This is a genomic window from Pedobacter rhizosphaerae (assembly GCF_900111155.1).
Classification (GTDB): domain Bacteria; phylum Bacteroidota; class Bacteroidia; order Sphingobacteriales; family Sphingobacteriaceae; genus Pedobacter; species Pedobacter rhizosphaerae.
Genome location: NZ_FOGG01000015.1, coordinates 83,730 through 104,571, shown reverse-complemented (window position 1 = coordinate 104,571; position 20,842 = coordinate 83,730). Strand labels below are relative to the sequence as shown.

Sequence of the window (20,842 nt, the reverse complement as noted above, 5' to 3'; positions counted from 1 at the left end):
TTAAAAATTGTTTATTTACGACTTTAATCGAAAAACATGCAAAATAAAGTTATTACAATAGGCGAAATATTATGGGATGTTTTCCCGGAAGGAAAAAAAGCGGGTGGTTCTAGTATGAATGTAGCTTTAAATCTTCACAAACAAAACATTGAAAGTAACTTTATCAGTGCGGTGGGCGATGATGAGAATGGCAGAGAACTCATCTCATTTTTGCATTCAAACGATTATCCAACACATTTGGTTCAGGTACACCCAAAGCTTCCAAGCAGTACAGTGGAGGTGCATCTGGATGAAAACCATCAAGCTACTTATACGATTAAACAGCCCGTTGCCTGGGATGATATTCAGATCAGCAACGAAAATATAGCCGCTGTAAAAGCAGCTGATGCACTTGTTTATTGTAGTCTGACTTGCAGAGCAGCATCCTCTAAAAACACGATACTCACCTTACTGGAAAATGCCAAGACGAAGATTTTCGACATTAATCTCCGAAGCCCATTCTACCATCCTGATCTTATTGGCGAACTGCTCAAGTATGCTGATATCTTAAAAATAAATGAGGATGAGTTGATCTGGGTAAAAGAATCCTTCCAACTCAGTGGAAATACAGACGAGCAACTTTTAAAACAACTTGCTAACGAATTTAATATAGAGATTATCTGTCTTACACTAGGTGATAAAGGAGCCTGTGTTCTTAAAGACGGTAAGCTTTTTAAGCACAGTGGCTACAAAGTACAAGTGGTTGACACTGTTGGTGCCGGAGATTCCTTCCTCGCAACTTTCATTGCCTGCTATCTAGAAGGATATCCTATGGAAAGAACTTTAGATTATGCATGTAAAGTTGGTGCTTTTGTAGCCTCACAAGCTGGCGCTAACCCTGAATACAACAAGAAAATTTATCAAATGGCGCTTTAAAGTTGAAGGTTAAAAGTGGAAAGTTTAAGGTTCTCCAAGCCAATTGTCTGATCATGTTAGACAGTATAATAGTAAACCAGTTTTCAGTTGGCAGTTTTCAGTTCACAGTTGCCCACAGCAATTCAACAATTAACCAATTAAACAGTTAAACGATAGTACAGTTCACAGTTGCCCGCAACAATTCAACAATTAAGCAATTAAGCAATTAAACAGTTAAACGATAGTACAGTTTTCAGTTTTCAGTTCACAGTTGCCCGCAACAATTCAACGATTAAGCAATTAAACAGTTAGACGATAGTACAGTTCACAGTTGCCCGCAGCAATTCAACAATTAACCAATTAAACAACCAAAACAGTTTTCGCACCAGACAGCTCAACAACTCAGCGATTAACCGACTAAACTATCCAGAGCAGTTTTCAGTTCGCAGTTGGCAGTTCACGGTTTTCAGTTCACAGTTGCCCACAGCAATTCAACAATTCAACAATTAAGCAATTAAACAATAGAAACACCAGTTAAACAGTTAATCAATAACCACATTATGACATCCCGCTTAAAATAATGCAAATTGAAACTTTTATCTTCGATTATTCGTTAATAAGAGCACATGAGAGGTTTTCGTTTTTCTGATTATAAGCCGGGTGATTCACCGCAAGGAGGTTTTGAAGAGTTGCTGAAATTATTTAGCGAGTTGCTCAATTATACCTCAGGAGATGCTGCCGAAGCCCTGAGCTGGCTAAATGAGTTAGACAAGCAATACAAACTCACCAACAATGATTATGGCATCGGCAATTTTATTGACGACCTGAAGGAGAAAGGCTATCTCACGGAAGATAACCAGTCGGGAGAATTTAAGATTACCGCCAAAACGGAGCAAACGATGCGTAAATCGGCACTGGAAGAAATTTTCGGAAAGCTAAAAAAAGCAGGAAAAGGTAACCATAACAGTAACCAATCGGGAATTGGTGAGGAAAAAAATGCTGACAGGCGAGAGTTTAACTTTGGCGACAGCCTGGATCAGATAGACATGACTGCCTCTATCCACAATGCGCAGATTAATCATGGCATTGGTAACTTCACCTTAACGGAAAGGGATTTAGAGGTTGAAGAGAAGGATTTTAAGACCCTTACCTCAACGGTTTTAATGATCGACATTTCCCACTCCATGATTTTATATGGAGAAGATCGGATTACACCAGCCAAAAAAGTGGCGATGGCACTTGCAGAGCTTATCAAAACCCGATATCCTAAAGACACTTTAGACATTGTAGTTTTTGGAAATGATGCCTGGCCAATTACTGTTAAAGATCTACCCTATCTTCAGGTTGGTCCTTATCATACCAACACCTATGCCGGCCTTGAGCTTGCCACTGATTTATTAAGAAGACGTAAAACCCATAACAAGCAAATCTTCATGATTACCGATGGAAAGCCTACCTGCTTAAAGGAAAATGGCAAATACTATAAAAACAGCATCGGATTAGACCGGAAGGTAATTAATAAAACATTAAACATGGCTGCCCAATGCAAGCGGTTAAAAATTCCGATTACAACATTCATGATTGCAAAAGATCCTTATTTACAACAATTTGTTCGCCAATTTACACAAATAAACGGTGGACGTGCCTTTTACAGTTCGTTAAACGGACTAGGTGAGTATATTTTTGAGGATTATATTAAAAACAGAAGAAGAACTGTGAAATAGTAGTAAAGATTAAGTAAAAATCTTCAAAAATAGCAACCGCTCTAATTAACTTCAAACATTAAACAACGAAATGCAAAATACAACACTAGGCCAACTTAAAACAACCGACTATAAATCAAGATCTGTAAAAGAAGAACTGCGGGAAAACCTGATCAAAAAACTGCGGGGAAACAAAGCGGATTTCGAAGGGATTATCGGATATGATGAGACTGTAATTCCGGAACTTCAAACTGCTATATTATCACGACATAACATTTTACTTTTAGGTTTACGTGGCCAAGCCAAAACACGTATTGCCCGCCTGATGGTTAATTTGTTAGATGAGTATATTCCGTATGTGGCAGGAAGCGAGATTTTCGATGATCCTTTAAACCCTATTTCCTGGTATGCCAAAAATGAGATCGCAACCAAGGGTGATGATACTGAAATTGCCTGGTTACATAGAAGTGAGCGTTACACAGAGAAATTAGCCACTCCGGATGTAACAGTAGCCGATCTTATCGGAGATGTTGACCCAATAAAGGCAGCGACATTAAAATTAACCTACAATGATGAGCGTGTAATTCACTTCGGATTAATCCCAAGGGCTCACCGTGGTATTTTTGTTATCAATGAATTACCTGATTTGCAAGCCCGTATTCAAGTGGCTTTATTTAATATGCTACAAGAGAAGGACATTCAAATCAGAGGTTTTAAACTGCGCTTGCCACTTGACATTCAGTTTGTATTTACAGCCAACCCGGAAGATTATACCAACCGTGGAAGCATTGTAACCCCATTAAAAGATCGGATTGAGAGTCAGATTTTAACACACTATCCAAAAAGTATTGAAATCTCCAGAAAAATCACCTTCCAGGAGGCTAGGTTAACTGCTGAACAGAAATCGAGTATAGAAACGGATGGTTTAATTAAGGATTTAATTGAGCAGATTGCATTTGAGGCGAGAAAAAGTGAATACATCGATCAGAAGTCGGGGGTTTCGGCCCGTTTGACCATTTCTGCTTATGAAAATTTAATCAGCACTGCTGAGCGCCGAATGATTATTGCTGGAGAAAAGGACACTTTTGCCCGGTTATCAGATTTAGCGGGAATTATTCCAGCCATTACCGGAAAAATTGAACTGGTTTATGAAGGGGAGCTTGAAGGCCCTGCGCACGTAGCAACAACCTTAATTGGAAAGGCTATTAAATCGCATTTTGCGAGATATTTCCCTGATCCGGAAAAGGCAAAGAAGAGTAAAAACGCTAATCCATACACCGAGATAGCAGAATGGTTTACTGAAGGAAATAATCTTGATGTAACAGATACTTTAACCAATGCTCAATACAAAAAAGTATTAATGAGCGTGCCTAGCTTGTATGATTTGGTGAAAAAGTTTCATCCGCGCCTTAGCGAAAACCAAACCCTGTTGCTAATGGAATTTGTTTTGCATGGCCTTGCAGAATATTCACAGTTGAGCAAGAACTTCTTAAACGGTGGTTTTGGCTTTACCGATATGTTTGGAAGCTTGTTCAATGCCGAATTTGATCAGGAAGATGAAGACGACTTTAGATAACTATCTATTTCTATAATTTATTTAGCTTTGAACAAACCTGCTATTGCAGAATTGTTCAAAGCTTTTTTTATATCACTATTACGCTTAAAATGGGAAGATTACCTTTTATCATTGCTGCCAGCATTTTTATCATTGCCTTTGATATTTACTGTTATAAAGCCATAATTGCCGTTTTCAAAAAATGGAAACCCAGCACTAAAAGGCTGTTCGCTATACTTTATTGGGGCTATAGCATCCTTCTGATTATAGGTGTTTTTGGAGGAATTTACCTGAATCTCTTTTTAACACTTCGTGCAGTAATATTGGTAGCATTCTTTTTAACTGTTGCCTGTAAAATCGTTATGCTTCCTTTCTTATTGATAGATGATCTCAGAAGAGGCCTGATTAAACTTTCCAGAATCATCAGGAAGAAAGAAAAAGTTAATGCAAAAGAACCCATTAGTGAGGCAGAGCCTATTACCCGTTCGGAGTTTTTAGTTAAGGCAGGATTAGTTGCCGCAGCTGTTCCTTTAACTTCTTTAAGCTGGGGCATCATTTCTGGTGCCTACGATTACCAAGTTAGAAGAGTAAACCTAATCCTCCCAAACTTACCAAAGGCCTTTGACGGGATTACTATGGCTCAAATTTCGGATATTCACTCCGGAAGTTTTTACAACAAAACCGCGGTAAAGGGTGGCGTGGAAATGTTGTTGGCAGAGAAGCCCGATTTTGTATTCTTTACAGGTGATTTAGTAAACAACCTCACCAATGAAGTAAGAGACTATCAGGATATTTTCGCTAAAGTGAAGGCTCCGCTGGGTGTATATTCTACTTTAGGTAATCATGATTACGGCGATTACACATTCGGTAAAAATCCATCACCTGCGCGTACCAAGAATCTAAAAGATATGATAGATGTGCACAAGATTATGGGTTATGACCTTTTGATGAACCAAAACCGCAGGCTAAAGGTAGACGGAGAGGAAATCGGGATTTTAGGTATAGAAAACTGGGGAATGGGACGTTTTCCTAAATATGGCAAAATGGAATTGGCGGTACAGCACACCGATGATTTACCTGTAAAATTATTATTAAGTCATGATCCTTCGCACTGGAGAGGAGAAGTGCTTCAAAAATACCCTCAAATAGATGCCATGTTTAGTGGACACACCCATGGAATGCAATTTGGGGTACGCTTCAAGGAAGCTCAATGGAGCCCCGTTCAATATATTTATAAAGAATGGGCAGGCTTATACCAGGAACAAAAGCAACAGTTATATGTTAACGTAGGTTACGGATTTTTAGGCTACCCGGGAAGAGTTGGGATATTACCAGAAATTACTGTATTTACACTCAAAAGAGCATAATTAATGAGTGAATGACTGAATTTTGAATGAGTGATTTGCATGATGCCTAGCCCATTCAAAATTCAAAATTCAATCCTTCATTCATTCACTCACTCATTCTCTAATTCTCTCATTCAAAATTCAATCCTTCAATCATTTCAACTTATCCCGCATTAAAGCGATATCCAACCCCTCTAACAGTTTGCAATAACTGAGGATTATCTGGATTAAGTTCTATCTTTTTACGTAAACGTACAATGTGCATGTCTAAGGTTCTGGTATTCACATCAGAGTTGTAGCCCCAAACCACCAACATTAGTTCATCGCGATTAATTACCTTTCCAGGGTTTCGCAAGAAGTACAACAAAATACGGTTTTCCAGAATGGTCAACTCAATTTTTCTACCATCTCTAAATAAGGTGTGGATATTGGGATGATGCTCCATATTGCCAAAGCGGTGAATCTCTGCAGAATCCTTATTGACAATAAATTTCACTTTACTTTCCAGCATGGCAACCAGCACATCCATATTAAAAGGCTTGGTGATGTAATCTGATGCACCAAAGTTATAAGCATCAATTTTATCCACATCTTGTGCTTTCGCTGTCATCATGATGATCAGGTTCTCGAAACCTTGCTTACGCACGTTTTCACAAACCTCAGCGCCCTGTCTGCCTGGCATCATCCAATCTAATAAAACGATATCGGGTTGATCTGCTAAGATCATTCTTTCGCCCGACTCGCCATCATTGGCTTCTAAAATGATGTAACCTTCGGCTTTTAAACGATGGGCTACTAAAAAACGAAGATTTTCATCATCTTCAACAATTAATATTTTTACTTCTTTAGACATTTTTGTGTGTTTAAATTACCTCATTGCTCTATTTTCATCTATCGATGAGAAAGAAAACCGAGATAATATTTCCATTTAATTATTATATGGGAGTACAATTTTAAACTCTGTACCTGTCCCGACTTTACTCTTTACTGTAATTTCGCCCTCCATAAAGTTAACCAGTTCTTTGCAGAAAGCCAAACCAAGTCCAACACTACCCATTTGGTTATACTCATTCTGTATCCGGAAAAACTTTTTAAAGATATTATTCAATTCCGATGCAGCAATACCAATTCCTTTATCAGCAAACCTAAAAACCAACACTCCCTTGATCAGCTTGGCTGAAATATGGAGCTTTTTATGATCTGGCTTAGAATATTTATAGGCATTCTCTGCTAAATTATCGAATAAGCTACCTAGTAACACCGGGTCGGTAATAAAGGTTTTAAAGCCCAACACCTCATAGGTAATCTGAAAATCCGGATGTTTTAAGGTATGAGATTCGATAGTACTTTCGATAAAATCTTCAATATTAACTTCTTCCTGATTGAGTTTAATGGCTTTGTTTTCTATCTGGGTAAATGCCAGCAACTTATTCATTAAGCCATTAAGCTTATCGGCCTCTTCATCTAAGATTTTCCCGTATAAGTTAAGTTCCCGTTCAGATAAGCTGGTTGCACTTTTAATGTTATTTCCAGCAATTTTAATCACACTGACGGGCGTTTTAAACTCATGCGTAAGATTATTCACAAAATCATATTGCAACTTAAACATTTTACTGTTGATGTTTAGATTCCGATAAATGAGGAAGGCAACCAACAATAATACACCGTAAACCAATAGTAACACCAGGGCAATAGGCATAAAATAAATGAATATCTCCTTCTTAATGTATGATTTTGAAGAGATGAGATACAATTTGAAGTCTGAGAAAGCACCTGGCAGTGCAATTTCTGTAGTAATATTTTCTTCTGATGTATCAATAGGATCGTAAGTTAAAGGCTCTATGCGGATAGTTTGATATAGCAATGGCCTTGTATTTACAATCTTAATCTTATTGGCATCAAGTTTAAAAACCAAAACATCCTGCTGATACACTGGTGAGGGATCAAGTTTCCTTCTCACCATATCCTTATAAGTTTTTAAATCTTCTCTTCTGGGAATATTGAGATAGGTAATCTTATTATCATTAGAGTTAACGATAGAAAAATTGGTAAACAGCTCTTCTTGCGTAGGTACGGCAGCGGTATCCAAATCCTCTACAAAAGTAGCCAGCTTAATAGCCATGGCATTAAAATCATCCCCAACATTAAAAGAACGGGTGTTATCTTCCGAATAGATTTTAATTGAATCAGGGCTTACCTGCTTGCCGAATTGAAATATGGCCTTTGGTCCTATACCCAGGTGATTGGCATTTACGCCGTCCTTAACCGGAACGTTTTTCACTTCCGTATCGTAGAAGGTTACTTTAGATACAAAAGGATATTTCAAAATTAAGGTATCAACAAATCTTGAAGCTGTAGCAGAATCCAGATAGCCGTTATAATAGGAAATCTCGGGCATTTTATTCTGAAAGAAATCGTTATATGGCTTAATGCTCTGCTCGAGTACATTTACCTTTTCTGCCACAAAATCATTCTCGATAGACTTTTTACTGTAGTTAAAAGCCAGGAATAAGGAGAGAATAAAAAGGATCGATATTAAGCCAATAAAGATAATGCCCAATGAAAAATTCTTACGGTAACCTGCTTTTTTATCCAAGGCCATAACCTATCTCTTATTTAGGTTATTGTGTAAAAATTCTTCTAAAGCCTTATAAAGTGCGGTTCTACTTTGTTGACGAATCACCCAGTTCGGACCTTCTTCTTTCTCGATATAGGTTACCGGGACGTTACGTTTTTTGAGTTCCTTAATAAATTGAACACCTTCTGCAACATTTACACGAGGATCTTTAGGGTTCTGCGCAATAAAAACAGGCGATTTAAACCTATCCGCATGGAACACGGGAGATGCAAAACGCATATATTCTGTATCTGTTACGGGGTTACCCACAATTTCGTAGTACATCTGTAAATTCGACTTTAGGAATGGTGGAATAGTTTTCAGGTAGCTGAATAAGTTGATGACACCTGAGTTTGATCCTCCACAAGCATAAATATCGGGATTTTTATACAAACAGTTAAGTGCAATATATCCGCCCAAACCATTTCCATAAATGGCTACCTTTTTGGGGTTAACAATCTTTTTAGCGACTAACCATTTCACACCATCGTTTACGTCCTCCTGAATTTTATCGCTCCATTGTTTCAAACCCGCAGCATAAAAGGCCTTTCCATACCCTGATGAGCCGCGGTAATTAACCTGCAACACTGCATAACCCCTGTTGGCCAGGAACTGGACATCGGCATTGTAGCCCCATGAATTCCTTAATCCGGGTCCATTGTGTGGAACAACAACCAATGGTAAATTTGTTGCCTTTTTTCCCTTCGGCAAAGTTAAATAGCCGTTAATCTTCAAACCGTCTTTGCTTTTGTAACAGATGGGCTTCATTTCACTCATATCCTCCTCTTTGATAGAAGAATTAATATCAGTGAGTTTTTTAAGCTTATTCTGGCTGGCGGTATATAAATAATAAGATCCCGGATTTCTATCGGTAAAGGTTCTGACTACAAAAACGCCATCGGCTTTGTCCTTATCCATTATCCGCCACTCGCTACCGGGTAAGAGTTTTTCTATCTTGGTGTAAGTTTGTTTCGTACTTTCATCCAGATAGAATTTGTTTTTTTTCCAGGTTTCGCAGGTTACAAAAATCATTTTCCGCTTGGTACGCGAATATTTGGCATCTACTACATTCAAGGTATCATTAGCAAACAGCACCTGTTTCTCCTTGCCTGTTTTCAAATCAAGCGCAACCAGTGCATTTTTATCACGGTTAACATTTGAAATGGCAAACAGCACGTTAGGCTCATCTTCAGAAAAAGCTATCGGTTGTAACGTTGTTTCAAAATTATTGGTTATGACCGGGCTAAAAGGCTGGCTTTCATTTTCTCTATAAAAAAGAGTTTCGTTTACACCATCGCTGGCAACAGCAATTTTTAAAACACCCTTATTGTCAGTCATCCACTCGGTAACATTGCCAGGATTTTTGGCTGCAATATCCATTTTCCCATTCCGTACGTTTAACCTGTAAACATCAAAAACGGTAGAATCCCGTTTGTTAGAAGCGACAATGATGTATTTATCGTCAATCAGCTGATCCTCTATTACGCGAAGCCTCGTTTTTTCATTCGAGCTCAGCTGAACCTGTCTGCTGCCATCTTTATTGATCACAAAAAGATCAGATTTCCTGTCATTGGAGTCGTCCTCAGTATAATAAACCAACTCATTATTACTGGTCCAAAAGTAGAAACTGATACTCTTATCTGTTAAATGAGTAAGTTGAACACTACTCCCTGAGGCCAGGTTCTCTACAAATAAATCTAATTTTTTATCGCGTAATTTAAGGTACGACAAGCTTTTACCATCTGGTGAGATACGATAATAAGCCTTGTCCTGTGTTTTGAAGAAATCATCCACAGGTATAATCTTCTCTTCTTTGAAACCCTTACAAGCCCAAACCAATACGATTAATACCAACACTATTATTCTCTTCAACATAAAAAAACCTTAACGGGGTAACAAAAATAACTATCCCGATTGCTTAAAAAAGTTATACACCAACAATGTTACCTTATCACGGGGTAAAATATGGTCGGGTTCAATTTAGTATTTATAAAATAGACACAAAACACAATACAAGTAACATTTAAAATACGTTTTATTGTTATTTAAGCTTTATTGAAAGATGTATTAAAATGTTACATTTAAACCATATAAATTTGATGTATGAACCGCTTGATTTTGTTCCTTCTGCTCTTTTTAACCGTTGATGCATCTGCTCAGGTCTTCCGGCAAGGTCAGCAAATGGCTCAGGATGAAAGTGCCTTGGCGGTTCAATATTACCAGGACGGAGATTATGAAAAAGCGGTGGTCCTTTTGGAAAAGCTGTTTTCTTCTCCTAATAACGAGGCCTATTTTGACCTCTATTTTAGTGCACTACTGAAATTAAAACGGTACGAAGTGGCTGAGAAAGTAGCCAAAAAAGCAATCAGGCAAAATCCAACTTCTGATCTTTATCCTATAGCCCTGGGGAAACTCTATCAGGAAAAGGGCGATGTACAAGGTGCCAACAAGGTGTTTACGGACATTATTAATAAACTACCCAAGGATGAATTTAAGATCCGGATGCTGGCCAATAATTTCTACCGTTTTGAAAATTACGATTTCGCTGTGCAAACCTTTAAACAGGGTAGAAAACTATTAAATAATGATCAACTTTTTGTTTTTGAGCTTTTAAATATCTATCGTTTTAAGAAAGACAAACCCATGCTGATGCAGGAATACCTGGATGCCATAGGCACCATGCCCCAGCTCCTGGCACAGGCACAATCGGTATTACCCCTGGTTTTTGATGAAAAAAGCGATTACGAGAATTTTCAAGTGGGCATTCTTAAGAAAATCCAGAAAGAGCCCGATGCAGAAATCTATGTTCAACTTTTAACCTGGAATTATATTCAGCAACGCGAATTCGACATGGCACTCCGCCAGTTGATTGCCTATGATAAAAGAACAAAATCGGATGGCACGATGCTTTTCAACACCGTTTACACTTTTGTGGATAACAATGCTTACGAAACGGCGATTAAAGCTTACGAATACCTTTTAACCAAGGGAAAAGAGAATCAGTATTATCTTCCTTCCAAAATTGAGCTCCTGAATACCAAATATAATTTACAACTTTCGGGCAAGTACAATGTGGCCGATTTAGAATTATTAGCTAAAGATTATGAGGTTTTAATGGAGGAGAATGGGAAGAATAAAGGAACATTGTTTGCGATAAAGCGACTGGCCAATCTCCAGGCATACTACCTAAATCAACCATCTAAGGCTGAAACCGCACTGGAAGCCGCCCTGCAATTCCCTGGACTTACACTTCAGGATATCGGGCAAATTAAACTTGACCTTGGTGATGTGTACATCTTAACCAACCAACCCTGGGAAGCTTTTTTAGTTTATGAACAGGTTAGCAAACAGTTTGAAGGACAGCCCATTGGAAATGAAGCCCGTTTTCGTAGTGCAAAGCTCTCCTTTTATCAGGGAAATTTCGAATATAGCAATGGTCAATGTCTGGTTCTTAAATCTGCAACCTCGCAACTGATTGCCAATGACGCACTTAACTTAAGCCTGTTAATTTCTGACAATATTCAAACCCCTGCAGATAGTAATGCTTTAAAAATGTATGCAGATGCAGAAATGCTGACTTTCAGAAATCTTCCTGCCCAAGCGATAAAAAAACTAGACAGCATTAATGTTGCTTACCCGCAGAACAGCTTGTCTGATGCGATTATGATGAGCAAGTCCAAAATTTTTATTAAAGCCAATGAGTTTCAAAAAGCAGCAGATATTCTTAAAAAAATAACAGAAGATTTTAAGGACGGCATTTGGACTGATGATGCTTTATTTACCCTTGCTGATCTTTACGAGAAGAAGCTGAATGACATTGTGCAGGCTAAGCTCTACTTCCAAAAATTAATTACCGATTACCCGGGAAGTATGTTTAGTGCAGAAGCCAGAAAAAGATTCAGAACGCTTAGAGGTGATGGGGTTTGATTTGGTTCATTAGTTCATTAGGCATTGGTCATTAGTTCATTCCCACATCCACTCATTCACTCATCCAATCATTCAATCATCCAGTCATTCACTCATCCACTCATTAATTAATTCAGTCACTCATTAATTCTATCATTCTTATCTTTGCATATGCTTTTATACAACGTAACTTTAATTTTAGAAGATTCAGTAGCCGAGGAGTGGCTTCAATGGATGCAAGATATACACATACCACAGGTCATGGGAACGGGCATGTTTGCCTCTCACCGCCTGCTCAAGGTACTCGATTCGCCGAATGAAGGAGTTACCTATTGCGCCCAATATGTTGCAGATAACCTTGCACTTTATAATGAGTACCAGGAAAAATATGCTCCTGCATTACAGGCAGAGCTAAACGAAAGATATAAAAATCGTTTCGTGGCTTACCGTACTTTAATGGAATTTGTAGGATAACTTTAGCCCTAAAAATTAGCGCAGTTTCTGATTATTCTTGTGTCGGTCTGCATCACGGATACTTTTCTTTTGAAGATTCTGCGCTAATGCTTCGGTTAAATCTATTCCGGTTTGATTGGCCAGGCAAATCAGCACAAACATTACATCAGCCATTTCATCTGCCAGATTCACCTCTTCATCACTTTTCTTAAAAGATTGTTCACCATACTTTCTGGCCATAATACGGGCTACCTCCCCTACTTCTTCCATGAGGATTGCCGTATTGGTTAATTCATTAAAATAACGGATTCCAGTGGAATTAATCCATTGATCTACGGTTTCTTGTGCTTCTTTAATGGTCATTTTGCTCTTCTTGTATTTCTTGTTCAATTCTGCTGTTAATATCAATCTTCGCATTTTCAAGTAAGAAAACGCTTGCACCCTTTTCTCGGGCATAGGGGTTCGTTACTTCACCGATTTTGGTAATTTTCTCAAAAAAGGGTCTTTCCTTCTTTCGCTCTGGATCCTCTTCATTGGGTTCTCTGATTAAAATCAGATGTTTTATCTCCTTATCCAACTTAAACCAGTATAAATAATCGGCATTGTATGAAACTGTATTGATGCTTTTAAACCTGGAGTAATAATTAACTGCACCAGCCTCGCCATAATTATCTGCCCTTACCAATACCTCCGACCTATCCTTCACTTGTGCATAAGCCATATCTGCGAGATGTGCCAATTCCTTCCAACCTTGCATATCTGCGTAATCTTGAGGCAGCTGATGATTTTTTCCGTCTTCCCAGCGTAAAGCTCCTACCCTTTTAAATCGCTGTTGATGGGCAACGATTTGTTTGGGTGAATATACAGGCATAATCAGCGGCAAAATATAAATAAACGAACCAACGGTAAACAAAACCAATAAGCCTGTTAGTATTTTACGCTGAGCCAACTTCTCTCCCAGGTAGCTTGCTCCAAAAACAAGTATTATGGGATATAAACCAAGTGCATAGTAATCTTTCGCCCTGAAATAACAAAACACGGTAAGGGTAAAGATATAAGTTAATATCACCCATCGATAAGCTTTAAAGGGCTTGTAAAAAATTAAGCTAAGTAACCCTGCGAATAAGATAAAAATAGCGTTCGCAAAGAAGAGTACCTGATGCCATAAAAAATCAACCCGACTTACGTTAACCAACTGGCTCCTTTGCAGTTCCTTCATATGACTAATAACCGGAAAGTGATGATTGACTTGCCAAATTAAATTAGGAGCGATAAGTATCAAACCTAAGGCTGCTGCAAAATAGAAGTGTTTATCGGTAAAAACATTTCGTCTGGTTGTAATCAAAAGTGACGGCAATAATCCAACCAGCAGAAAGAGAATATTGTATTTATTGAGAAAACCTAAAGCCACCCAAATGATCACCAAATAAATTGCCCGGTAATCTTTTTGTTCAAAATAAACCAGGAGGAAATAAAATACAGCTGTCCAGGCCAGCACGTCAAAAGAGTTAGGCTGGTAAAGCGTATTTAACCTTAAAAAAGCCGAACACAAACAAGCTATGGACACCAAACACCTGGCCAAAAGATTGCCTTTTAACAGCTCAATAGTTTTCCAGCAAAAGTAGATGGTCCATGCGCCAAACAACGCAGGAAAGAGCTTTATCCAAAAATAGCCATTACCTAAAATCTTAATCAACCAAGAGAAAATAGCGGTTAAAGGGGGAACGGAGGTATATCCGGCAGCCAGATGATTAGCCTGATCCAGGTGTAAAAATTCATCCCGATGAAGTTCATAAATGTTATTTATCAACAGGAAAGACAAAACAATTTTGAGCAACAGAAAAAAAGACAATATCAACTGATCTTTATATAGAGGATTGTTATTTCCCGTTGGTTCTTGCATAATCTGCCAATTAAATATTCCCTTATTCCTTGTTCTTGGTATCAATCATGATGGTAACTGGCCCATCGTTAACTAGTGAGATTTTCATGTCTGCACCAAAAATGCCGGTTTCAATCTTTTTATTGGTTAAAGCAGCCAGCTTCACAATCATTTCTTCATATAGCGGAATGGCCACATTGGGCTTAGCCGCACGCGTAAACCCTGGCCTGTTTCCCTTTTTAGTGGAGGCAAATAAGGTAAACTGACTAATCAGTAAAATATCTCCATTCACATCTGCAATAGATTTATTCATCAGGTCATTTTCATCGCCAAATATCCGCATACCCACAATTTTTTGAGCCAGCCAATCTAAATCTTCAGCTGTATCGGCTTCCTCAATTCCCAATAAAACTAAAAATCCCTTGTTAATCTCGCCTGTGGTATTTCCATCAACAACGCAACTTGCTTGTGTAACCCTTTGTAAAACTGCCCGCATTTTATACTATTTTTGGAGGAATAAAATTGATATGCGCAAGATAGGTATTTTAATAATTTCTACATTTTTATTGGTGGCAGGTTGCAGGGAGAAATCTATAATACACCCCACTTTCTATTACTGGAAAACCATTTATCAGGATAAAAAAGTAGAAACAGATTACCTCAATAGATTTAAATCGCCTGCGCTTTATGTTCGGATAATGGACGTAGATATCGATCCCAATACTTTAGAACCGGCACCGGTTTCGCCCATTACTTTTCAAGACCCCATACCTGCCAAAACTACCATTATACCTGTGGTTTACCTGGTAAATAACTTATTCAACACCATCGATTCGACTAAAAGCAACGTGCTAGCCAACCATATTGCCAAATTTGTTGATGCAAAGGTTAAACAAGCAGGAAAAAACAATTATTCGGAACTCCAAATTGATTGTGACTGGACCAAAACCACAAGAGATAGTTATTTTACTTTTTTGCGCCAACTTCAGGATCAACCTTTATTAAAAAGTAAATTGATATCGGTTACTTTACGCCTGCACCAGGTAAAAAATATTGTTTCTAGTGGCATTCCTCCTGTAAAAAAAGCCATTTTAATGTGCTATAACATGGGAAACCTGCGCAAGTACGGCGAACAGAATTCCATTTTAGATTTAAAAGAAATGGACACTTACCTCAAGAAATATCTGGAAAATTATCCGCTGAAGTTAGATGTGGCCTTGCCGATATTTGAATGGGCGGTTATTTTTAGAAATAAAGCGTATGCAGGGATCTCTAAACGCCTGAACAAGCAGCAGATTTTAGATCCGAGAATGTTTAAGCGAAGGGGATCATCAATATTATTCGACCTCTTGGTTAACCTTCCGCAAGCCGGGCTTAAAAAAGGTGATGTAGTGCGCTGGGAAGAGATTACTGCCGATGATTTGCTTGCCACTTCTAAATTTTTATCCCGATATTTAAAGCCAGATGATCGAAACCTGGTTTTTTATCATCTAGACACCGACCTATTAAAACATTATACCCATGACGACTTTCAAAAAGTTATCGCTAATTTCTAGCGTTTTCTTACTTTTTTATTTTGGAGAAATTGCCGTAAATATCGCCTGCGGTGGTGAATCAGATCCTTACGATTATTACATTACCTATTTCCACAACAACATTCAGGGCGATGAATATGCGCCTTTTGCATTCAACAAAATGGTTTCTCTTTATGACGACCAGGAGGTTAAATCCGAATCGGATGTGAACAGTGAAGACTGGGCTAAACACCTTAACATAAAGGAGCAGGATGTAAAACAAGTGATGTATAAAACAGATAGTGCCACCGATGTGAAACTATTGGCATTCAATGGGAATACAAGTGCGTTGCCCGATAGCCTTCAACGCAATACATTTGTGCAAGCTCTGGCAAAGAAAAAAGATCTGCTTCAATACTATCAGTTCGCTAAAGCCTGTGAGCCATTGGCTAATGTAGCCTTTGATTTATGGGATCCAAAACCCCGGGATACTTCTGCCATGCAAAATAAAGCTGAAGAGGCTTCAAAACTGCTTTCAACTTCAAAAGATGATTTCTTAAAGCTTCGTTACGCCTATCAGGCAGCCCGGATGTCTCATTACGCAGGAAACTACCCCGCGTGTAAAAGCACTTATGAACAATATATCAAAAATGCGAAAGGCAATAGCCCGGTAAAAGGCTGGGGATTGGCACTTTATGCAGGTGCAGTTAGAAAAACCGGCAATCCTGGTCAATCTGCTTATTTATTTTCCAAGGTCTTTAATTCTAACCCAGAGCGTAGAAACCAGGCCTACAGAAATTACTATTATACTGGTGCTCCCGCAGATGCTGCACTAAAATATGCAAAAGGCGATGCAGAAATTGCCAATATCTGGGCCATTAATGGTTTTGGTAATTACGATTATGACCTTAAAAGCCTAAACAAAGTTTATTTATTGGATCCTAAGAATGTAATTAATGGCGTACTGCTGTTAAGAGAAGTAAATAAATTAGAAGAAGCACTGATTAAAAGCAGTGATATCGCAAAGGTATCCTATAGCTATTATTTTGACGAAGGAAGATCTGCTAAATACAACGACAGTCTAAAAGCGGTGAACTTAAAACATCTCCTGGCAACCAAAGATTTTTCATTAAAACTGGCCAAAGAGAAGAAATATGCAGAGCCCGATTTAGGTTACGTTACGGCAGCTTACTTATCGTGGATTGAAAACAAGCCCGATCAGGGAACTTTATATTTAACCAGCATTAAAAATCCGGATAAACTTTCAGCAAGATTAAAAGATCAGATCAGAATTGTAAAGTTGCTTTGCGAATCGAGCAAAATAAAAAAAGGAAGTCCTTTTAATGAAAATGAATTAGTAGCCAGTTTAAAGTGGTTAGATGAAAAAAGGTTTGCTGAAAACCCTGTAGCGCCCAAAGGGGATTATTACGATTCATGGGGCAATGCCGATAAGAGATTTACACTGACTACCAGGAATTTCTACCAGCAAATTTTAGCACCAGCCTACCTGAGTTTAGGCGATACGGCTAAAGCTGCATTAGCAATGGTTAAGGGTGATTTGAAATACAAAACCTTGTCACAAAATTCGCTTTTTAAAAATATGAGCTACCAAACTCTATCTTTCTGGCAGCGCTATTTAAGTCCTAAAAGCATGCAAAACCTGAGTGCTTACAAAGCTAAGTCTGGCTCGGAAGATATGCTTGGTTTATTATCAAAGGGTTTAAATCAACTCAGCAATGACGATTTTTACGAGCTTTATGGTACAACTTACCTCAGAACACACCAATATGATAAGGCAGTAGAAATGTTCAGCAAAATATCTCCTGCGTATCAGTACTTCAGTCCGCAAAACTGGTACGCTGGTGATGACAATAAACTTTTTGCTAACCCGTTTATCGAAACCATTAAAGATTACCCTAAAAATTACGCCAGTAGCAAAACCGCTACCACTAAAAAAACCTTCGCCCAACAAATGCTGCGTTTGCAAAAACTAACGGTTACTGATAAGAAAAATGCAGCTTACTATTATTATAAAATGGCTAATGCGGTTTACCAAACCGGATATTATGGCAACAGCTGGTTTTTAATTAGCTATGACTGGTCGTCCTATGATAATTTCAGTAAGCCTAAATACAACTATGATGTAGATTATAAAAAAGCCCAAACCGCTAAAGCCTGGTATTTGAAAGCACGAACATTGAGCACTGACCCAGATTTTAAGGCAAAATGTACTTTTATGTTGGCCAAATGTGCGCAAAAACAAATCATCCTGAATGCCTATCCATTGTCGTTTAGTTGGTATGATAAAGACGATGTAAAGTTCAAAGACTTTATAGCAGCCAACTATAACAACCCCTACTTCAAAGAGTTAAGATTAAAATACAAACAAACGCCATTCTATCAGAAGGCTTCTGGTGAGTGTAGTTATTTGGGAGATTTCATTGGAAAATAGGCTTATAAGTCCGAGGCTTAAGTCTTGGTGCCGATTCTGTATTTATAAAATAAGAAAATCAATCAGAGAATTAAGAGTTGGTTTGACCCCAATTCTTAATTCTTTGGTTAGCCCTGCTTAGCTACATTATAGTAAGAGCGTATTAAGTTTAGTTTCTGCACTTGCCTGGCTACTTGCGTCTACCTTATGAAATAGATAGATTTAACGAGGAAAGCTCCTGTCCCAATTGCCTAATACCCGTTAAGATCCTATCAATTTGTTTTGGCCCCGGTTTTTTATGGCCATTAGCATATTGAGAAATCAATGTCTTATCCATACCTATCATGGCCCCAAGAGCACTTGCATTTATGATCTTATAATAATCAAAGAACTGTTTAACGTCCAATGTGATCAATATATCGTTGATGGAAACTTCCTTTAGGCCTTTAATTTCAGCATAGGAGTTGTAAGCATCAACAATATTTTTTTTTAATTCTGTTACATCGTCTCCTGAAGTTCCTATGGGAAACGACTCATCCGAAGCATACGCAGAAAAACCTGTATCGGTCTTTTCTACTATAAATTCAATTTTTGACATTTCGTACTGCCTTAAATGATTTAAAAACTACCATAAAACGGTTTATAACGGGGATTTGCATTACTTGAGGCTATTTTAGCCCTGCCTGTTTAAGTAATTTATGAGCTAGACCTGTAGTACCTACTTCTTTAGAATTATGGCTAGTGAGAACCATCTCACTGTTGGGTCTATCAGGATGGTGCCAAATCTCATGACTACCTTTTGCTTCTCTGAGGAAAACAAAACCTCCATCCTTCAGTTTGCGCTTAAGTTCGCTTCATTTCTCCTTGTTACCAATACCATAACAACAAAAGTAAACAATAGTATACCAAATTACAATAAAATAAAAGTAAACTATTTTATACTTCTATATTGCAATAAATTAAATACAGCGCTTTAGTCTTTATTCTTTGCTACTTGTTCTTTGCTCTTTATAAGCTCTTACCACCTAATCAACGCACTAGCCCAGGTAAAGCCAGAGCCGAAAGCAGCCAGGCAAACCAGATCGCCATCTTTAATTTTTCCGGCTTCCCAGGCTTCGCAAAGGGCAATAGGAACAGATGCTGCTGTAGTATTACCGTATTTTTGAATATTATTAAAAACCTGTTCGTCGTTTAAGCCCAACAGTTGTTGCACATATTGACTGATTCGTAAATTAGCCTGATGGGGTACCAGCATATCAATATCCTTTTCGGTAAGGTTATTGGCTGCTAAGGCTTCTTTAATAACCTCAGGGAATTTTACAACCGCTTTCTTAAATACTGCAGGGCCATCCATATAAGGTAATGCCGCTCCACTATTCAATATTTCTTCAGTCATAAATAAACCACCCAGCTCCTGATCGGGAAAAGCAGGTTTATCCTTCATCCATTTATTGGCATGAGAGCCTGGATAATACATCGCCAAAATCTCGGCATCAGCTCCATCACTATGTAGGTGCGTACTTAAGATTCCCTTTCCTGGTTCATCAGTAGGTTGTAGAACCACTGCACCTGCACCATCGCCAAAAATAACCGACACGTTTCTGCTACGGGTTTCAAAATCCATTGCAAAGGAATGCTTCTCACTCCCAACTACGAGTACGTTTTTATACATCCCTGTTTTTACAAACTGATCTGCTACAGATAAGGCATAAACAAAACCTGAGCATTGATTGCGGATATCCAGCGCGCCAATCTCACCCATCCCCATTTCTCGCTGCAATAAAACACCACATCCCGGAAAGTAGTAATCCGGACTTAGCGTAGCAAAAACAATAAAATCAATATCTTTAGCTGTAACACCAGCACGTTCGATGGCTATTTTAGCAGCCTCAATACCCATGGTTGTAGTCGTTTCCTCATTCCGATCTGCAAACCTCCGCTCTCTGATTCCTGTACGCTCCTGAATCCATTCATCACTGGTCTCCATGAAACGGCTCAAATCGTTATTGGTATATACATTTTTCGGAACGTAATACCCTATTCCCGCAATTTTAGATTGGTGCATGGTCATTATTTATAATTTGGTCGTACAAAGGTAGTTAATAAAAAAGATATGAGATGTGAGATATGAGACTCGAGAATGCACATTATCAATAGCTACTAGTTCAATATCTTACGCCCATGTTCTCAAATCTCACATCTCATGTCTCATATCTTCCAATTATTGTTTATTTTTGCAAATATGTCTACAGAAACCAAAGAAGAGACCTTTACGCTCGAAGAAATTTTAACTTCACTCAAAACTGTTCATCGCCTGATTTTATGGAACGATGATATCAATACGTTTGACCATGTTATTTTTTGCATGATGAAATATCTGGATTATAGCGAATCGCAGGCAGAAAAAATCGCCTGGAAGGTGCATAACGAAGGTAAATGTGCCGTATTGGAAGGTTCTTTTACAGAGATGGAAGTTTACCGGAAAATTTTGCAACAAGAAGGTTTAACGGTTTCTGTTGACTAGTCCTGGTTTATCTATTG

The 20,842-nt window shown here is 38.3% G+C and carries 17 protein-coding genes and 1 pseudogene; 9 read left to right on the top strand and 9 right to left on the bottom strand.

Features of this window, described 5'->3' with window-relative positions; genetic code table 11:
* The first annotated feature begins 36 nt into the window (after positions 1 to 36).
* The 4 genes from BMX11_RS13545 to BMX11_RS13530 all read left to right on the top strand — a co-directional run bounded on the left by BMX11_RS13545 (position 37) and on the right by BMX11_RS13530 (position 5,519).
* On the top strand, positions 37 to 915 hold the full coding sequence (locus tag BMX11_RS13545) for a carbohydrate kinase family protein (RefSeq protein ID WP_090885162.1): 879 nt from the start codon (positions 37 to 39) through the stop codon (positions 913 to 915).
* 605 nt (positions 916 to 1,520) lie between these two features.
* Positions 1,521 to 2,618: a vWA domain-containing protein gene (locus BMX11_RS13540; protein WP_090885161.1), complete on the top strand. Its 1,098-nt coding sequence runs from the start codon at positions 1,521 to 1,523 to the stop codon at positions 2,616 to 2,618.
* A gap of 70 nt (positions 2,619 to 2,688) precedes the next feature.
* Positions 2,689 to 4,173 (top strand): sigma 54-interacting transcriptional regulator, encoded by a 1,485-nt coding sequence (locus BMX11_RS13535; protein WP_090885160.1) that lies wholly within the window; start codon positions 2,689 to 2,691, stop codon positions 4,171 to 4,173.
* An 89-nt stretch (positions 4,174 to 4,262) separates the two neighbouring features.
* Positions 4,263 to 5,519: a metallophosphoesterase gene (locus tag BMX11_RS13530; protein WP_090885159.1), complete on the top strand. Its 1,257-nt coding sequence runs from the start codon at positions 4,263 to 4,265 to the stop codon at positions 5,517 to 5,519.
* Positions 5,520 to 5,661: 142 nt separating this feature from the next.
* Here the strand turns inward: BMX11_RS13530 and BMX11_RS13525 are convergent, their stop codons facing one another.
* From BMX11_RS13525 to BMX11_RS13515, 3 genes are all read right to left on the bottom strand, one after another.
* Positions 5,662 to 6,351 carry a response regulator transcription factor gene (locus BMX11_RS13525; protein WP_090885158.1) on the bottom strand — a complete coding sequence of 230 codons (690 nt, stop codon included), beginning with the start codon at positions 6,349 to 6,351 and terminating at the stop codon, positions 5,662 to 5,664.
* Between the two features lie 75 nt (positions 6,352 to 6,426).
* Positions 6,427 to 8,100 (bottom strand): sensor histidine kinase, encoded by a 1,674-nt coding sequence (locus BMX11_RS13520; RefSeq protein ID WP_090885157.1) that lies wholly within the window; start codon positions 8,098 to 8,100, stop codon positions 6,427 to 6,429.
* 3 nt (positions 8,101 to 8,103) lie between these two features.
* Positions 8,104 to 9,990, bottom strand: a complete 1,887-nt coding sequence (locus tag BMX11_RS13515; RefSeq protein WP_090885156.1) for a S9 family peptidase — start codon at positions 9,988 to 9,990, stop codon at positions 8,104 to 8,106.
* Positions 9,991 to 10,218: 228 nt separating this feature from the next.
* On the opposite strand from BMX11_RS13515, the gene BMX11_RS13510 reads away from it, so the two are divergent.
* Together BMX11_RS13510 and BMX11_RS13505 are read left to right on the top strand one after the other, a co-directional pair.
* Positions 10,219 to 12,042, top strand: coding sequence for a tetratricopeptide repeat protein (locus BMX11_RS13510; protein WP_090885155.1), 1,824 nt, complete (start codon positions 10,219 to 10,221; stop codon positions 12,040 to 12,042).
* Positions 12,043 to 12,192: 150 nt separating this feature from the next.
* Positions 12,193 to 12,495, top strand: coding sequence for a DUF4286 family protein (locus BMX11_RS13505; protein ID WP_090885153.1), 303 nt, complete (start codon positions 12,193 to 12,195; stop codon positions 12,493 to 12,495).
* Positions 12,496 to 12,510: 15 nt separating this feature from the next.
* On the opposite strand, the gene BMX11_RS13500 is transcribed toward BMX11_RS13505, so the two are convergent.
* From BMX11_RS13500 to dtd, 3 genes are read right to left on the bottom strand one after another with little or no spacing between them, the layout of a single operon-like run.
* Positions 12,511 to 12,837, bottom strand: coding sequence for a nucleotide pyrophosphohydrolase (locus tag BMX11_RS13500; protein WP_090885152.1), 327 nt, complete (start codon positions 12,835 to 12,837; stop codon positions 12,511 to 12,513).
* A complete protein-coding gene (locus BMX11_RS13495) occupies positions 12,827 to 14,377 on the bottom strand; it encodes an ArnT family glycosyltransferase (RefSeq protein WP_090885151.1) in 1,551 nt (516 codons plus the stop codon). Before BMX11_RS13495 ends, BMX11_RS13500 begins: the two co-directional genes overlap by 11 nt.
* Before the next feature lie 22 nt (positions 14,378 to 14,399).
* The gene (gene dtd / locus BMX11_RS13490; protein ID WP_090885150.1) at positions 14,400 to 14,852 is read right to left on the bottom strand and encodes a D-aminoacyl-tRNA deacylase; all 453 of its coding nucleotides are present in this window, start codon (positions 14,850 to 14,852) and stop codon (positions 14,400 to 14,402) included.
* A gap of 31 nt (positions 14,853 to 14,883) precedes the next feature.
* On the opposite strand from dtd, the gene BMX11_RS13485 reads away from it, so the two are divergent.
* Together BMX11_RS13485 and BMX11_RS13480 are read left to right on the top strand one after the other, a co-directional pair.
* Positions 14,884 to 15,912 carry a hypothetical protein gene (locus tag BMX11_RS13485; protein ID WP_090885149.1) on the top strand — a complete coding sequence of 343 codons (1,029 nt, stop codon included), beginning with the start codon at positions 14,884 to 14,886 and terminating at the stop codon, positions 15,910 to 15,912.
* On the top strand, positions 15,878 to 18,322 hold the full coding sequence (locus tag BMX11_RS13480; protein WP_090885148.1) for a BamA/TamA family outer membrane protein: 2,445 nt from the start codon (positions 15,878 to 15,880) through the stop codon (positions 18,320 to 18,322). The genes BMX11_RS13485 and BMX11_RS13480 overlap by 35 nt, the downstream gene beginning before the upstream one ends.
* A gap of 184 nt (positions 18,323 to 18,506) precedes the next feature.
* Here BMX11_RS13480 and BMX11_RS13475 read toward each other — a convergent pair whose 3' ends face one another.
* From BMX11_RS13475 to BMX11_RS13465, 3 genes and pseudogenes are all read right to left on the bottom strand, one after another.
* Positions 18,507 to 18,899: a hypothetical protein gene (locus BMX11_RS13475; protein WP_090885147.1), complete on the bottom strand. Its 393-nt coding sequence runs from the start codon at positions 18,897 to 18,899 to the stop codon at positions 18,507 to 18,509.
* Between the two features lie 70 nt (positions 18,900 to 18,969).
* Positions 18,970 to 19,143: pseudogene (locus tag BMX11_RS24835) on the bottom strand (type II toxin-antitoxin system HicA family toxin); the annotation flags it as partial.
* 176 nt (positions 19,144 to 19,319) lie between these two features.
* On the bottom strand, positions 19,320 to 20,366 hold the full coding sequence (locus tag BMX11_RS13465) for a 3-oxoacyl-ACP synthase III family protein (protein WP_175474560.1): 1,047 nt from the start codon (positions 20,364 to 20,366) through the stop codon (positions 19,320 to 19,322).
* Between the two features lie 177 nt (positions 20,367 to 20,543).
* On the opposite strand from BMX11_RS13465, the gene BMX11_RS13460 reads away from it, so the two are divergent.
* Positions 20,544 to 20,825 carry an ATP-dependent Clp protease adaptor ClpS gene (locus tag BMX11_RS13460; RefSeq protein WP_090885142.1) on the top strand — a complete coding sequence of 94 codons (282 nt, stop codon included), beginning with the start codon at positions 20,544 to 20,546 and terminating at the stop codon, positions 20,823 to 20,825.
* Positions 20,826 to 20,842 lie beyond the last annotated feature (17 nt).